Raw genomic sequence first — 15032 nt, 5'->3', positions numbered from 1 at the left:
CCACAGTTAACGGTGGATAAGTTGTGGTTAACTTGTTTGTAAGCCGGTTAAGCCTAGGGGAGTGTGGTGGATAACGTGGACAATGTTATCCACAGATGGGGGAACTGCGAAAATTGTCGAAAGATTTTTCTGAAATTGCTATTTTATAAGAATTCACCTTGTGATTCTTACAGAATTCGCATACTATTAGATGAAAAACAATTGGGGGAGAGGAATCATGTTTCAATTTGATACGCTCGGTCAGGAAATTGTGGAAGAGCTCTCTAATTTGATACAGGAACAAGTCCTTCTAACGGATCGCCGGGGCTTCATCCAAGCGAGCACCGATCCGGATAGGATCAACCAATTCCATGAAGGTGCGTTGCTGAGCTTGCGGGAGAAAAAGATCCTTCATATGACGGAGAAGGAGATTGGTCTGTTACGAGGTGTCCGCAAAGGCGTCGTCCTGCCGATCGTCATTGAAGGGGAGCCGATTGCCGTACTCGGAATAACTGGCGAACCGAAGCATATCTATCCGCAGGCGCAACTCATCCTAAGGGTGACGGAGCTATTCATCCAAGACGCCATGAAGCGGAAACAGAAAGAGGAAAAGGTGCGTGAATTGGAATTTTTCGTTTTTGACTGGCTCACCACGGGAAAGAAAGATGTCCGTTTCCGTGAAAGAGGGGCTGTTCTCGGCATCGAAGTCAGCTTGTATAAACAAGTCGTCGTCATTGAGGTGATGAACACGGAAGATCAGTTCACAATCGACGAACTGGATCGTTTTATGTCCAATCAAAACATCCATCCCGATCTTCAAATGATCAGATGGGGACAAGATAAAATCCTCATGCTTTTGCCTGAGATGAATCAGGACATATTGAAAAATGAACTGGAATATTTCCTCTTATCTATTAAGAGAAGGAAAAAAATCATTGTGGCGGCGGGAATCGGCGGACAGACCGATTACTTCGATCTGTCGAAGTCGTTCATCCAAGCGGAAAGGGCGGCGAATGCTTCCAAAAAATTAGGGCGGGTCTTGTTCGAACACGAACTTCGTTTCGAGCTGATCTTGCAAAGCATCGGAGAATCGACCCGCGATGAATATATTCAGCGAACTGTTGCCCCGCTGCTCGAAGACGAGGAACTCCTGCACAATCTTCAAGTTTGGTTTAATGAAAACCAATCGATGCAAAACACAGCTCAAAAATTGCATATTCATAAAAACACGCTTTCGTATCGGTTGCAGAAGGTCGAACAGCTCACTGGACTTTCCGTTTCGAATGTCCATGACGTCCTCCTCCTCTATCTCGGAATCCGGCTTTTGGACGAAATGAAGTAAAAGATCCCTATTGAATGAAAAATTCAAAGGGGTCTTTTTATATACCCATATATTCCGTTGGATTCGTCTTCTTTGTACACGCAAACAAAAAAACGTCTAAAAATGACTGAAAACTTGTGCGTTTGTCTATATCATCCTAATCATCAGACTATTAGAATTAAACAAAGAATCAGAAATTCGAAGGAGGCTGCTTCATGGATGTGCAAGTGAAGGAGCGATTGATTGCCATTACGGGTAGTGCTCATGCGAAGTCGTCGACGGCGCAGAGATTAGCTTATTCTTACGACGCTACGGCAAATTTCCAGGCGCTGCCCGATTTAGTCCTTTCCCCTGCTTCTATCGAGGAAGTCCAGGAGATTGTGAAAGTTTGTGCGGAGGACGGGGTTCCAATCGTTTCCCGTGGGTCCGGAACGAATCTTGCGGCCGGGACGACGCCGACTTCCGGGGGAGTCGTCGTTTTATTCAACCGTATGAACCAGATTTTGGAGCTGGATGAGGAGAATTTGACGATTACGGTTCAGCCCGGCGTCATTACACAGGCCATTAATGAAAAGGTTGCGGAAAAAGGGTTGTTTTATCCCCCAGACCCAAGTTCGATGAGCATTTCTACAATCGGAGGGAATGTGAGCGAGAATTCCGGTGGCTTGCGAGGGTTGAAATATGGCGTGACACGCGATTATGTGAAGTCGTTGAAGATCGTCCTACCAAGCGGTGAGCTGCTGACGACGGGCGGAAAGCTTGCGAAGGACGTTGCGGGCTATGACCTGACAAGCTTGTTCGTCGGTTCGGAAGGGACGCTCGGAATTATCGTGGAAATCACATTAGGTTTGATTCCGGCGCCTGAGACGAAGAAGACGCTTTTAGTGTTTTACGACACACTCGAAAAAGCTGCGCAGACGGTTTCATCGATCATCGCGGCGAAAATCGTGCCGGCGACGCTAGAGTTCATGGACCAAGGCACGATCGAAGCGGTCGAGGAGTTCATGAAAATCGGCTTGCCGACGAATTGCGAGGCGATGCTGCTCATTGAACAAGACGGCGATCCGGCGGTCGTCGAAAAGGATATGGAGCTCGTCCACAAACTGTGCATGGCGCATGGCGCAACGTCGACACAGATGGCGCAAACAGTTGAAGAGGCAGCGCAGTTGAGCATCGCGCGCCGGGTAGCTTTATCCGCGCTCGCAAGGAAAAGGCCGACGACAATCCTTGAAGACGCCACTGTACCGCGCTCTGAAATAGCGAAGATGGTGAAGGCTGTCCAAGAAATCGCCGTGAAATACGATTTGCTCATCTGCACATTCGGCCATGCGGGAGACGGCAACTTGCATCCGACGATATTGACGGATGTGAGGGATGAAGCGGAAATGGCAAGGGTGGAAATGGCGTTTGCGGAAATCTTCGACCAAGCAATCAAACTCGGCGGCACGATTACAGGCGAACATGGAGTCGGCGAGATGAAAGCGCCTTATTTGGAATGGAAGATCGGCGAAGCAGGAATCAACACGATGAAAAGCATTAAACAGGCGATTGATCCGCTCAATATAATGAACCCGGGGAAAATATTCGCCAAGTCGGCGAAGAAAAGGGTAGTGGTGCAGCATGAGTAGTGCTCAGGCTGAGTTGATCCGGCAATCGTTCGTCACCCATGTCGATGAAAACAGGCTGATGGATTGCATGCGTTGCGGGTTCTGTCTGCCGGCCTGCCCGACATATATCCACTCCGGTTATGACGAAACCCAGTCGCCCCGTGGCAGGATCGCACTTATGAAAGCTGTCCGCGACGGTGATGTCGAATGGGACGGTTCCATCGAAGAGGCTTTCGACCTTTGCCTTGGCTGCAGGGCGTGCGAACCTGCGTGTCCCGCAGGTGTCCAATACGGAACACTCATCGAGGGGACGCTCGAAGCGATTCTTTCCGTTAAACCGCAGTCATTGAAGGAGAAAGCGATCCGGAAAGGGGCGTTCGACCATCTTTTCGCCGACCAGCGGAAGATGAAGACTGCCGTGAAACTGGTGACGTTCTATCAAAAATCGGGATTGCAGAAAGTTGTGCGGAAAGTCGGCTTCATAGAACTCTTCCCGCCATTCATGAAAGAGATGGAGAGGTCGCTGCCCGACCCGCCGAAAAAGCGACGGATGCTTAGCCAATCGACCGAAAAGAAGACGACAGTCGCTTTTTTCGCCGGTTGCCTCATGGATACGATGTTCCAGGAGACGAACCGGAATACGATCGATCTGCTGAACATGCTCGGCTGCGAAGTGGTCATTCCGATAGGCCAGCAATGTTGCGGCGCCTTGCAAGGGCATAGCGGTGAAATGGATCGGGCGAGAAGGAACGCAAAAGCGAATCTCGAAGTATTCGATCTGGATGGCATCGACTATATCGTCAACAATGCAGGTGGATGTGGAGCGTTCCTTTCTGAATACGACCGGTTGTTCGAAAATGATCCGTTTTTGCTTGCGCTGGCACAGCGGTTCGTCGAAAAGCAAATTGATATTTCCTCATTGCTCGTGAAGCTCGGCATTATTGATGAGCTATTGAAGCAACCGGTGACGGAGACGGATGAAAGTGTCACCTATCAAGACTCTTGCCACTTGCGGAATGTCAATGGGGTGAAGGACGAGCCAAGGGGAATTTTGAAAGCGGTCAAAGGCAGTCTATTTGTGGAAATGCCCGGTGCGCATCTTTGTTGCGGCTCCGCCGGTATATATAATTTACTTCAACCAGAAATGGCTTCACGAATTCTCGGTTCGAAAATGGAAGAGGTGAAACGGGTACAAGCAACGACAATCATTACGACGAATCCAGGATGTTTGCTTCAAATGAAAGTCGGCGTAGAAAGGGAAGGCTTATCCGGAACTGCCCGCGCCATGCATATCATCGATTTTATTCACGAAAAAATTATAGGAACCTACGGAGGGAAATGAAATGAAGATGAAAAAAGGCAAAATTCTAGGGGCGATCGGTTTAACGGCGATGCTCATGCTGGGTGCTTGTTCAAAAGATGACACGGGCAGCGCATCAAGTGATAAAAAATACAATTTGAAAATGTCCGTAACGGTAAACGACTCTTCCACATGGTACAAAGCTGCGGAAAAGCTCGCCAATGACATGAAGGAAGAAACGGACGGCAGGATCAATATTGAAGTGTTCCCGAATGAGCAATTATCGGGTGGGGACCAAGGGAAAGGCGTCGAGCTATTGGCAAAAGGGCAGACGGATTTGAGCTTGCACTCCACAATCATTTATTCCATTCTCGATGATCGATTCGGAGTGCCGAGTGCGCCGTTCCTGTTCAGTGAACATGCGGAAGCGGATAAAGTGTTCAGTGGAAAAGGCGGTGAAATGATCGGGGAAATCTTGAATGAAAAAGGCGTTGAATTGCTCGGGTTCGGGGAAAACGGTTTCCGTCAAGTGACGAACAGCAAACATGAAATAAAATCGCCTTCAGATATGAAAGGCATGAAAATTAGAATTCCAGGCATTAACATGTACACCGATCTGTACCGTGCATTAGGTGCCGACCCTACGACAATGGCATTCTCTGAAGTGTTCACGTCATTGCAGCAAGGCACAATCCATGGGCAGGAAAACCCAATCGATGTCATCCATTCTTCCAAGCTGAATGAAGTTCAAGATTATTTGACGACATGGAACTATTCTTACGATCCATTAGTGCTCGGAATGAACAAAAAGCTTTTTGATTCGATGAGCAAGGAAGACCAGGAGCTGTTCAAGAAGTTAGGAAAAGAAGCTGCGGCTTATCAAATCGAGCTTGCACGTGAAAAAGAAGCGCAACAAATTGCAGATCTAAAAGCTGCCGGTATGCAATTCTATGAGCCGACAGAAGCGGAAATGGAAGAATTCAAAGCTGCCGTTCAACCGCTTTACGAAAAATATACAAATATTTGGGGCGAAGATTTGCTTAAAGCATTCCAAGATCAATAAGTGGAGGGAACATGAATGGAAAGAGTGATTAGCAGATTAGAAGAGTGGATTGTTGTAATCGTTTTGTCCATCATGTCCACCATCGCATTTGTGAACATCCTTTCGAGGGGATTTGCGAACCATTCGTTCTCCTTTGCCGAGGAGATCACAGTGAATTTGTTCGTAGCACTCACTTTCGTCGGGACAGCCATCGGTGTGCGGCAATACGCACACCTTGGCTTTACACTCGTTTATGATACGGCGAATTTATTCGTCAAAAACATCATTACGATTCTCGTTGGTGTCTTGATGTCATTATTGTTTGTCATTCTCATCTATTTCGGGATTCAAATGCTCCTGTTCCAAGTGGAGATGGGACAAAAAACGCCAGCACTCGGATGGCCGCAATGGATGTTCTCAATGGCTATGCCGATCGGGGCGGCATTGTGCCTGTTCAGGACGGTACAAGCGACAATAAAAGAATTTCGTGAGCAAAACCGGAAAGGGGAGCAGTCGGTATGACGGCATTATTATTATTTGGTCTGTTTTTCCTGCTCGTTATGCTACGGCTGCCGATAGCGGTTGCGCTTGCCATCTCGTCCATAGCCGTGCTGTTCACAGGTAGCGGGATGTTCGGCCTTGAATTGGTCGCAGATATTATGTATTCGAGCGTGTCAAAGTTCACGTTGCTAGCCATTCCGTTTTTCATTTTGGCAGGCGTCATCATGGAGCAGGCGGGCATTTCAAAAAGACTGATCGAGTTCGCACAGACTTTAGTCGGTCATCGGAAAAGTGGAATCGTCTTCGTCACCGTCATGACGGCTATTTTCTTTGCAGCGATTTCCGGGTCTGGTCCGGCGACAGTCGCAGCAATCGGTGGAATCCTCATTCCCGCGATGGTGAAGAGCGGTTATAAAAAGGAGACGGCAGGTGGGCTTGTAGCAAGTTCAGGCGCAATCGGCATTATCATTCCTCCAAGTATCGCTTTCATCGTGTTTGCCGTCGTTGCGGGCGATCAGATTCCGGTATCGATCGGACGATTATTCATAGCGGGCATCATCCCGGGATTATTGCTTGGCGGCGGCTTCATACTTGCTGCAATGTATGTCAGATGGAAACAGGAGCGGACGGAAGGCCCTATTGAAGCGCACGTCCAAGAAAAGGCAACAGGTATGGAGCGCGTGAAAGCGTTCCTCAGTGCGTTTTGGGGATTGTTGATTCCTATTATCATTTTAGGAGGGATTTACGGAGGATTCTTCACGCCGACTGAAGCAGCGGTCGTTGCAGTGTTTTACGGATTATTCGTCGGTTTCGTCATCTACCGGGAACTGAACTTGAAAAAGCTTTACGACATATTGGTTGCCGCTTCGGTCCAGACCGCTACTGTCATGTTCATCGTCAGTGCGGCGTCCGTCTATGCGTATATCATAACGACGGAACAGATTGCGAGACAGATTTCCAGTGCGATGCTCGGCATTTCGGAAAATCCGATCATCATCCTACTGCTTGTCAACGTATTGCTGTTAATTGCGGGGATGTTCATTGATGCCATTTCCGCCTACTATATTTTCATTCCGATTTTACTGCCGATCATGCTCGTCATGAATGTGGACCCAACCGTTTTCGGTGTCTTCATGACAGTCAACTTGGCGATTGGTTTATTCACACCACCGGTAGGATTGAATTTGTTCGTAGCGGCAGGCATTTCAGGAACATCGATCGGCAGATTATCGATAGGGGTTCTCCCGTTCATCGTTTCTTCAATCATCATCCTGCTGCTCATTACATTCATACCGCAAATATCTACGTTTTTACCTGATTTATTAAACGTCAAATAGGGGGGAGTTTGGCATGAAACTTAAGGGGCAGACAGCAATCATCACGGGAGCGGCGAGCGGTATCGGGGCCGAATCCGCCGTCCGTCTTGCTAGAGAAGGCGCAAATACCGTCCTGATCGATTTGAATCCTTGTGCTAACACAATTGATTCCATTCAAGGGGAGATTCCTGAAGCGAACGTGTTGGAATGCCTAGGGGATATCCGTGATCCTGAATTCGTCAAAGCGGCTGTCGGTCGCGCGTCCGATTCGTTCGGGGAACTGCATATTTTAGTGAACAATGCGGGCACTTGCGGCAGGCTTGGAATTGACACGACGACACTCGAACTATGGGACCGGGATATGGACACGAATGTTAAAGCCGCATTCCTGTTCATGCAGGCGGTCGTCTATCCTCATATGGTCGAACAGAAATACGGGCGGATCATCAACATCAGCTCCGTTTCCGGCATCAACGGCGGAGTCACTTCGGGTGATGGCGCGAATGGACGATCCGGACCGGCTTACGCAGCATCGAAAGGGGCGGTCATTGCGTTGACGAAATGGGCGGCAAAAGAATTAGGCCCGCTCAATATTACTTGCAATTCAGTGGCGCCGGGGGCAACCGAGACGGGGATCACTTCCGGAGTTCCTTACGATGTAAGCGGGCAAGCGATTAAACGGATGGGGACGCCAGCCGATATCGCGGAAGCGGTCCTTTATTTTGCATTGCCGGAATCAGGCTATACGACCGGCCAAGTGCTGAAGGTCGATGGGGGCTATAGCTTTGGATAAGCGTATTCAAGCTGTGCATGACAGGAAGTCAGATCGGATTGCCGGTCGTTTCATGAAAGGCATCGATCTGTTTGAAGGGATCAAAGGCGTTTGTAAAAAGTTCGGGGTGGAGGCGGCGCAGTTTCAATGTCTCGGGTCGCTTGAGTACGCAACGTATGTCCAGCCGGATCAGAATGAAGACGGAACTTTGTACTATTCATCGGAAAATATCACGGATTCACCGGTTGAACTATTATCGGGAACCGGCTTTGTCGGGCTTGATATGGAAGGGGAGCTGGAAGTTCATTTCCATGGAATGATTGTGGACTGTAATAAAAATATAACCGGCGGGCATTTTATCGATGGCAAGAATCCGGTCGCGGTTACGATCGAGTTCATCCTATTCCCACTGAATGGCATCAAGATGCAACGTGACTTGGATGAAATTTACGGCATTCCTGTATTTCAATTTAGGGAGAAGGAGTGAGGGGTATGGAGACATTGGGGAAGTTTGCAATGAAGTCTGCCGCCGCCTATCCGGACAAGGTGGCTGTGAAGGATAAGGATCGGTCATTTACATACGAGAAAATGATGGAACGGGTTTTTGCCTTGACATCATATTTCCGGGAGTCGGGTTTGCAAAAAGGTGACCGGGTCGGAATTCTCATGGCGAATCGGCTCGAGCATATCGAACTTGACGTTGCTACGGCGCTCACGGGCGTCATTAAAATTCCATTGAATTATCGTCTTCATCCAAAGGAGCATGAATACATGCTAAAGGATGCCGACGTAAGTCTTATTATCGGGGATAAAGGATTGATTGAACCGATCGGGACGGACGTCGCTGTTTTGACGATTGGGGAGGAATACGAGCAAGCAGTCAACGCGCACCTCGGGAAGCGCCATATAGAGGAAGTCGGAGAAGATGAACTGTTCGCGATCATGTATACATCGGGAACGACTGGCAATCCGAAAGGCGTCATGCTGTCACATCGCAATATGATATCCGGCGCATTGTCGCTTGCAGTCGCTTGTGACACGGACTATGACGACATTATCGGGCATGTCGCACCATTGACGCACGGCAGCAACTTCCTATCGCACGTCGCCTGGCTATATGGCTTGACGCAAGTCGTATTCGATAAATTCGAGCCCGAAGAGTTCGTCAATGATTTGGCGAGGGAACAGGTATCGACGATTTTCCTCGTGCCGACGATGGTGAATTTGATGATTCAACATCCGAATTTCAATCCAGCGAAGCTATCAACATTGAAAACAATCAATATGGCGGGTTCGGCAATTGCAGCAAGTAAGCTGGAGCAGGCATTATCGCTCGTCGGCCCGATTTTCGCCCAAACATATGGGCAAGTCGAAGCACCGATGTGCATTACGATGATGCCGAAGCGTGAGATGGGGAACAGGATTGAGTCGTGCGGCCGAACAGGACTTTTCGTCGACGTGAAAATCATCGATGACGAAGGGAATGAAGTTGCAGACGGGGAAGTGGGCGAAATCATCTGCAAAGGATCCCTCGTCATGCAAGGCTATTGGAATAACAAGAAGGCGACCGAAGAGACGTTGAAGGACGGCTGGCTCCATACGGGAGACCTCGGTTGGAAGAGTGCGGAAGGGTATCTTCATATCGTCGACCGCAAAAAGGACGTCATCATTTCGGGAGGCGTCAATATTTATCCGCGTGAAGTGGAGGAAGTGCTCAATTTGCATGCCGGCGTAAAGGAAACTTGTGTTATCGGCGTGCCGGATGAAAAGTGGGGCGAAAATGTCGTCGCTTACGTCGTTTTGAATGGAACCGCAGAAGTGACAGAAGATGAACTCATCGCCCTGTGCATCGAAAACATGGCTAGCTTCAAAAAGCCGAAGGAAATTCATATTGTGGACGAATTGCCGAAGAGCTCGTACGGAAAAATCCTGAAACGGGAACTCCGCAGTAAGCATGAGGGGGTCAAGGCATGACGAATGTATATGTCCACGGCATCGGGATGACGAAGTTCGGCACGTACGTCGACCGCTCGATGAAAGAATTCCTTATGGAAGCATGCATTCAAGCGTTGGAGGATGCCGGCAATCCAAGAGTCGATGCTGTATATGTCGGGAACTTCATGGGCGGCGCCATATATAACCAAGAAATTCTTGGAGCAATCGTTGCGAATGAGTTAGGGCTTGGATTCATTCCAACAGCGAAGGTCGAAGGGGCTTGCGCTTCAGGCGGAATTGCATTGCGGCAAGGCATTATGGGCGTCTTGAGCGGGGAATATGAAACGGTTCTCGTCGCGGGCGTCGAGAAAATGAAGCACGCCACCACATCCGACGTAACCCAGGCGATTAATGCGGCGATGGACAATGATTCGAATGAAAAGCAGGCAGGATTGACGTTCCCGGGGTTTTTTGGTGTCTTGGCCAACCGTTATTTCTACGAAACGGGTGCGACGAAAAAGCATTTGGCGATGGTCGCCTTGAAAAACCGGGAGCATGCGCTCAATAATCCGCTCGCGCAATTCCAAAAGCGTGCGACGCTCGATGAAATACTGAATGCCCGCATCATCACGAATCCGTTAGGCCTGTTCGACTGTTCGCCGATGACGGACGGGGCGGCAGCTCTCGTCATCTCGAAGAACAAGTCGGGCGTGCATATCCGTTCATCCGCCCAAAGCTCGGGACCGACGCAAATGCAGGATGCGCAAGATATATTATCCATCCCAGCAATCCGGGAATCGGGCCGCCTCGCCTATGAAAAGGCGGGCGTCGGACCGGAAGACATTGATGTCGTCGAAATTCATGACTGTTTCTCGATGACGGAAGTGCTCGCCATCGAGGAGTTGGGCTTCTTCAAAAGCCGCGAAGGTTGGAAGGCAGTCGAAGAGGGACGGACGAAATCGACGGGAGACAAGCCGGTCAATACGAGCGGAGGATTGCTATCGCGCGGCCATCCGATCGGAGCGACAGGCATCGCCCAAATTTATCACCTCGTCCGGCAACTTCGAGGCACAGCTCCGAACCAAGTGGACGGAGCGCGACTTGCATTAGCTCAAAACTTGGGCGGTACGGGTTCGTATTCGACCGTGCACATTTTGGAGAGGGTGTGATGACATGAGAATCTTCAAATGCAATTCATGTGATTACGGAAGTGTTTCATCGAAATATACATGTCCGGCGTGCAGAACCGGCAAGCTTGAAGTGGAAGAAGTATCTCCGAAAGGAATGGTCTTCAGCTTTACGGACATCCATATCGCTCCCGCCGAGTTCGCGGACATCGCCCCTTATACGATCGCACTTATCCAGCTTGACGATGCGGATGTGAAAGTGACCGCCCGGATGGATGGGCCAGTGCAGATCGGCGATGAGGTTAATTTGGATAAGATCGATGGGGGCGCTTTTTTATACACGAAAATCTGATGGCTTGTGCTTGGAGTTGTGATGCGACTCTAAGCACAGGTCTTTTATCTTAATGTGAGCGCAATTGAGTAAGGAGGGAATCCATTGAAATTATTGCAAGTGGCGACAGGAATCGTTTCAAAATATTTGCCGTTATGGATTGTCCTTCTATCTATAATCGCGTACTTGGCACCGGATGTCTTCATTCCGATACGTGGTTTGACAGGCGCTGGGCTCGGAACGATCTTTTTTCTGATGGGCCTGTCTTTATCGACGGATAAACTGATGGCGGTCATTAAAAACCCGAAGTTTGCCTTTTTTGGTGTCTTCCTCAAATGGACAATGACAGTCGGCGTGTCGATAGCGATCGCTTATTTGTTCTTCAAGGACGAAGCGGAAATTGCGACAGGTGTCATTTTAGCGGGGACGGTTCCAAGCGGCACGTCCGCCAACATTTACACATTCATTGCAGGCGGCGAAGTGGCATTGAGCATTACGATGGCGACGATGGATACGTTCATTTCGCCAGTTTTGACGCCGACTCTCGTACAAGTGTTTGCGGGGAAGTTGATACCGATCGCGTTTTGGCCTCTGTTTCTCAATATTATTTATATCGTGTTCATTCCGTTGTTGGCGGGATTGTTCATCCAATGGAAGTGGACGAAAAAGGTTGAAACAATCAGGCCATACACATCCGTCCTCTCGCAGCTTGCGTTATTCATCGTCATCGTATCGGTCATCTCAAGCGCCCAGCAATCATTGCAGCAGAACTTATCGGTGCTGCCACTCGTATTCGCAGCAGTCATCCTTCAAGTGTGCATCCCGATGGCAGGGGGCTATTTCATTGCGAAGCTGATGAAAGTGGCTGAACAGAACGCCCGCGCCATCCTGTTCCATACGGGCATCTGCAACACCGCCCTCGCTGCGACGCTCGCAATGGAGCACGTCAGCTCCCTCGCCGCCGTGCCGGCCGTCGCGAATATGGTCGTCAACTTGACAGTCGGAGCGCTTGTTGCAAGTCTGTTTGAGAATAAATTCAAAATACCGAGGCGTGATTCGGTAGTCATCAGTGAATGAAAAGCGTAGAAATCGCCATGCCTGCGTATGTACCCCCTTAGTAGTTCATACGCTAAAGTATTAGCTAGTCAGGGGGTTGCACGTTGAAAAAGAGGACAATGAACATAACAGCTGTCATTTTACTTTTGCTCATGACGGCGGCTTGCGGCGGAAAATCACCAGCCGGCCAAGCCGCCTTTACACCGAAGGATGCCGTCGAATTGGCGACCGCTTGGACCGGGGCGGAAGCGATGATCCAGGCCGGCGGGCTGTACAAAGAGGGCGAGTACAAGACATTCGCCCATAAAGGTTTGGAATACCACTATTTGGCGTCTCATTTGGACTCCAAGAAGAAAATGAGAGCGGAACTGCAGAAGTTCGTGACGAAGAAGAAAGCGAAACGTTTCATGAAGGAAAACGGCATTTTGAAACATCATGGAAAATTGGCCTCACCTGAAGCGGGATCTCCACCTGGATCACTGCTCCTATGGGAAATCGCGACGGCAAGGGAAGTGAAATCGAAAAAAAGCAAGAAAACATTCGAATTGACAATTCCGATTGGTGACACGAGAACCGCGGAGACAATCATAGTGAGCTACGTCCACGTGAAAAGATCCGGCTGGCGGATTGATAAATTCAATGAGTAGAAGAGAAGGACCGTTATCTTCAGCAAGAACTCAAATTGCATCTAGCAAAGCACTCTCAACATTCTCCTCAAAAATCTTAATAAAAATCTCCATCCTAGCAAGTGATTTCCATCGACTACCTAAAATTTCACTTGTCGTATACTGCAGTCAACAATGAAGAAAAAATATTTTCAAATAGTCATATTCCTAACAATATGCAATATATCGCTAATGTAAGCGGATACAAAATATACTATTATTCATAATTGAACAATAATTATAAAAAGATAGTTGACGTAGGTGAAAATCCGATATATGATAGCAACAATCTATTTAGATATGTGATTCACTTCACATTATTCACTCAGTTCTAATAGTTGCTGGATGATTTGATTAGGAGAGATTGCATTGAGAAGTGACATGATTAAAAAAGGGATCGACCGTGCGCCTCATAGGAGTCTGTTGTACGCGACGGGAGTCAAAACGAAAGATTTGGAGAAACCATTTATCGGCGTCTGTAATTCATATATTGATATTATTCCAGGCCATAAACATTTGAATAAATTTGCTGAAATTGTAAAAGAGGCAATTTGGGAAGCTGGCGGGGTTCCATTCGAATTCAACACGATTGGTGTGGATGATGGAATCGCGATGGGGCATATCGGAATGCGTTACTCACTTCCGAGCCGCGAATTGATTGCGGATTCTGCCGAAACGGTCATCAATGCCCACTGGTTCGATGGAGTGTTCTACATTCCGAACTGTGACAAAATTACGCCGGGCATGCTCATGGCGGCGGTCCGGACGAATGTCCCTTCCGTATTTGTTTCAGGCGGACCGATGGAGGCTGGCGTATCCTCGTCAGGCTCACCGCTTTCCCTCACGTCGGTGTTCGAAGGGGTCGGAGCATACAAATCGGGTAAAATGACGGCGGAAGAGCTCCTCGACATTGAAAACAATGCATGTCCAACATGCGGATCATGCTCGGGAATGTTTACGGCGAACTCTATGAACTGTCTAATGGAAATGCTAGGAATGGCGTTACCGGGCAACGGAACGATCGTCGCGACTTCCGATGAGCGCCATAAGCTGATCAAGGAAGCTGCGAAGAACTTGATCCGCATGGTGAAAGAGGACGTCAAACCGCGTGACATCATTACGAAGGAAGCGATCGATGACGCATTCGCACTCGATATGGCGATGGGCGGATCGACCAATACGGTTCTACATACGTTGGCGATTGCACATGAAGCCGAAATCGAATATAGCGTCCAGGATATTAACACAGTTGCCGAACGGGTTCCATATTTAGCGAAAATCATGCCGGCATCCGATATTTCCATGGATGATATTTTCAAAGCAGGCGGCGTCAGTGCCATCATTAATGAACTTACAAAAATTCCAGGAGCCATCCACCCGGATCGCATCACCATTACAGGGAAAACGATGAGGGAAGATGTCCAGGACTATCATATTACAAACGACCAAGTGATCCGGACGAAGGATAATCCGTACAGCCCGGTAGGCGGCTTGTCCGTCCTATTCGGAAATATCGCACCGGACGGCGGCGTCATCAAAGTCGGGGCGGTCGATCCATCCATCAAGCAGTTCACTGGTGAAGCGATTGTCTTTGAATCTCAGGAAGATGCGCAGGAAAACATCGACAACGGCACGGTCCGTGAAGGGCATGTCGTCGTCATCCGCTACGAAGGTCCGAAAGGTGGGCCGGGCATGCCGGAAATGCTCGCTCCGACGTCAGCTATCCAAGGTAGAGGCTTAGGAACGAAGGTTGCGCTCATTACAGATGGTCGCTTCTCCGGGGCGTCCCGAGGCATTTCCATCGGACATATTTCACCGGAAGCGGCTGAAGGCGGCCCGATTGCATTAGTTGAAGATGGAGATATTATCGACATCGATCTGACGAACCGGACGATTGAGCTGAAAGTGACAGACGAAGTATTGGCGGAGCGCAGAGCGAAGCTGAAGCCATTTGAACCGAAAATCAAAAAAGGCTATTTGGCCAGATATTCAAAACTAGTCACGTCCGCAAGTACAGGCGGCGTCATGAAGATATAATAAATCGATGATGGGGCAAAAGGGGATAGATCCTTGCATTCAC

14 protein-coding genes are annotated in these 15032 nt (G+C 48.9%); all 14 read left to right on the top strand.

The window, feature by feature from the left end; genetic code table 11:
• Positions 1 to 217: 217 nt before the first annotated feature.
• Entirely contained in the window at positions 218 to 1321 is a 1104-nt protein-coding gene (locus tag AB1K89_RS05130; RefSeq protein WP_413053716.1) for a CdaR family transcriptional regulator, read from the top strand.
• 194 nt (positions 1322 to 1515) lie between these two features.
• Positions 1516 to 2928, top strand: a complete 1413-nt coding sequence (locus tag AB1K89_RS05125) for an FAD-linked oxidase C-terminal domain-containing protein (protein WP_413053715.1) — start codon at positions 1516 to 1518, stop codon at positions 2926 to 2928.
• The gene (locus AB1K89_RS05120; protein ID WP_413053714.1) at positions 2921 to 4249 is read left to right on the top strand and encodes a (Fe-S)-binding protein; all 1329 of its coding nucleotides are present in this window, start codon (positions 2921 to 2923) and stop codon (positions 4247 to 4249) included. Before AB1K89_RS05125 ends, AB1K89_RS05120 begins: the two co-directional genes overlap by 8 nt.
• Before the next feature lies 1 nt (position 4250).
• Complete coding sequence (locus AB1K89_RS05115; protein WP_413053713.1) at positions 4251 to 5270, top strand: DctP family TRAP transporter solute-binding subunit; 1020 nt, start codon at positions 4251 to 4253, stop codon at positions 5268 to 5270.
• 15 nt (positions 5271 to 5285) lie between these two features.
• Positions 5286 to 5771, top strand: a complete 486-nt coding sequence (locus tag AB1K89_RS05110; protein WP_413053712.1) for a TRAP transporter small permease — start codon at positions 5286 to 5288, stop codon at positions 5769 to 5771.
• Positions 5768 to 7087, top strand: a complete 1320-nt coding sequence (locus AB1K89_RS05105; protein WP_413053711.1) for a TRAP transporter large permease — start codon at positions 5768 to 5770, stop codon at positions 7085 to 7087. Before AB1K89_RS05110 ends, AB1K89_RS05105 begins: the two co-directional genes overlap by 4 nt.
• Before the next feature lie 13 nt (positions 7088 to 7100).
• Positions 7101 to 7859, top strand: coding sequence for an SDR family NAD(P)-dependent oxidoreductase (locus AB1K89_RS05100; protein WP_413053710.1), 759 nt, complete (start codon positions 7101 to 7103; stop codon positions 7857 to 7859).
• On the top strand, positions 7852 to 8325 hold the full coding sequence (locus tag AB1K89_RS05095; protein WP_413053709.1) for a PPC domain-containing DNA-binding protein: 474 nt from the start codon (positions 7852 to 7854) through the stop codon (positions 8323 to 8325). The genes AB1K89_RS05100 and AB1K89_RS05095 overlap by 8 nt, the downstream gene beginning before the upstream one ends.
• A 5-nt stretch (positions 8326 to 8330) precedes the next feature.
• The gene (locus AB1K89_RS05090) at positions 8331 to 9812 is read left to right on the top strand and encodes a class I adenylate-forming enzyme family protein (protein ID WP_413053708.1); all 1482 of its coding nucleotides are present in this window, start codon (positions 8331 to 8333) and stop codon (positions 9810 to 9812) included.
• Positions 9809 to 10942, top strand: coding sequence for a thiolase C-terminal domain-containing protein (locus tag AB1K89_RS05085; protein ID WP_413053707.1), 1134 nt, complete (start codon positions 9809 to 9811; stop codon positions 10940 to 10942). Before AB1K89_RS05090 ends, AB1K89_RS05085 begins: the two co-directional genes overlap by 4 nt.
• Before the next feature lie 4 nt (positions 10943 to 10946).
• Complete coding sequence (locus AB1K89_RS05080) at positions 10947 to 11252, top strand: Zn-ribbon domain-containing OB-fold protein (protein WP_413053706.1); 306 nt, start codon at positions 10947 to 10949, stop codon at positions 11250 to 11252.
• Positions 11253 to 11336: 84 nt separating this feature from the next.
• Positions 11337 to 12308, top strand: a complete 972-nt coding sequence (locus tag AB1K89_RS05075) for a bile acid:sodium symporter family protein (protein WP_413053705.1) — start codon at positions 11337 to 11339, stop codon at positions 12306 to 12308.
• Between the two features lie 83 nt (positions 12309 to 12391).
• Positions 12392 to 12934 carry a DL-endopeptidase inhibitor IseA family protein gene (locus AB1K89_RS05070; protein WP_413053704.1) on the top strand — a complete coding sequence of 181 codons (543 nt, stop codon included), beginning with the start codon at positions 12392 to 12394 and terminating at the stop codon, positions 12932 to 12934.
• Between the two features lie 387 nt (positions 12935 to 13321).
• On the top strand, positions 13322 to 14989 hold the full coding sequence (gene ilvD, locus AB1K89_RS05065; protein WP_413053703.1) for a dihydroxy-acid dehydratase: 1668 nt from the start codon (positions 13322 to 13324) through the stop codon (positions 14987 to 14989).
• Positions 14990 to 15032: the final 43 nt, after the last annotated feature.

This window comes from Sporosarcina pasadenensis (assembly GCF_047228845.1).
GTDB lineage: Bacteria > Bacillota > Bacilli > Bacillales_A > Planococcaceae > Sporosarcina.
The sequence above is the reverse complement of the archived record's forward strand: the minus strand, read 5'-3'. Positions and strand labels throughout refer to the sequence as shown.

What these genes read in the sequence shown, in the direction of transcription:
- AB1K89_RS05130 (WP_413053716.1), top strand. Translation starts at nt 218, where the DNA reads ATGTTTCAATTTGATACGCTCGGTCAGGAAATTGTGGAAGAGCTCTCT.
- AB1K89_RS05080 (WP_413053706.1), top strand. Translation starts at nt 10,947, where the DNA reads ATGAGAATCTTCAAATGCAATTCATGTGATTACGGAAGTGTTTCATCG.
- AB1K89_RS05105 (WP_413053711.1), top strand. Translation starts at nt 5,768, where the DNA reads ATGACGGCATTATTATTATTTGGTCTGTTTTTCCTGCTCGTTATGCTA.
- AB1K89_RS05090 (WP_413053708.1), top strand. Translation starts at nt 8,331, where the DNA reads ATGGAGACATTGGGGAAGTTTGCAATGAAGTCTGCCGCCGCCTATCCG.
- AB1K89_RS05085 (WP_413053707.1), top strand. Translation starts at nt 9,809, where the DNA reads ATGACGAATGTATATGTCCACGGCATCGGGATGACGAAGTTCGGCACG.
- AB1K89_RS05115 (WP_413053713.1), top strand. Translation starts at nt 4,251, where the DNA reads ATGAAGATGAAAAAAGGCAAAATTCTAGGGGCGATCGGTTTAACGGCG.
- AB1K89_RS05100 (WP_413053710.1), top strand. Translation starts at nt 7,101, where the DNA reads ATGAAACTTAAGGGGCAGACAGCAATCATCACGGGAGCGGCGAGCGGT.
- AB1K89_RS05110 (WP_413053712.1), top strand. Translation starts at nt 5,286, where the DNA reads ATGGAAAGAGTGATTAGCAGATTAGAAGAGTGGATTGTTGTAATCGTT.
- AB1K89_RS05125 (WP_413053715.1), top strand. Translation starts at nt 1,516, where the DNA reads ATGGATGTGCAAGTGAAGGAGCGATTGATTGCCATTACGGGTAGTGCT.
- AB1K89_RS05120 (WP_413053714.1), top strand. Translation starts at nt 2,921, where the DNA reads ATGAGTAGTGCTCAGGCTGAGTTGATCCGGCAATCGTTCGTCACCCAT.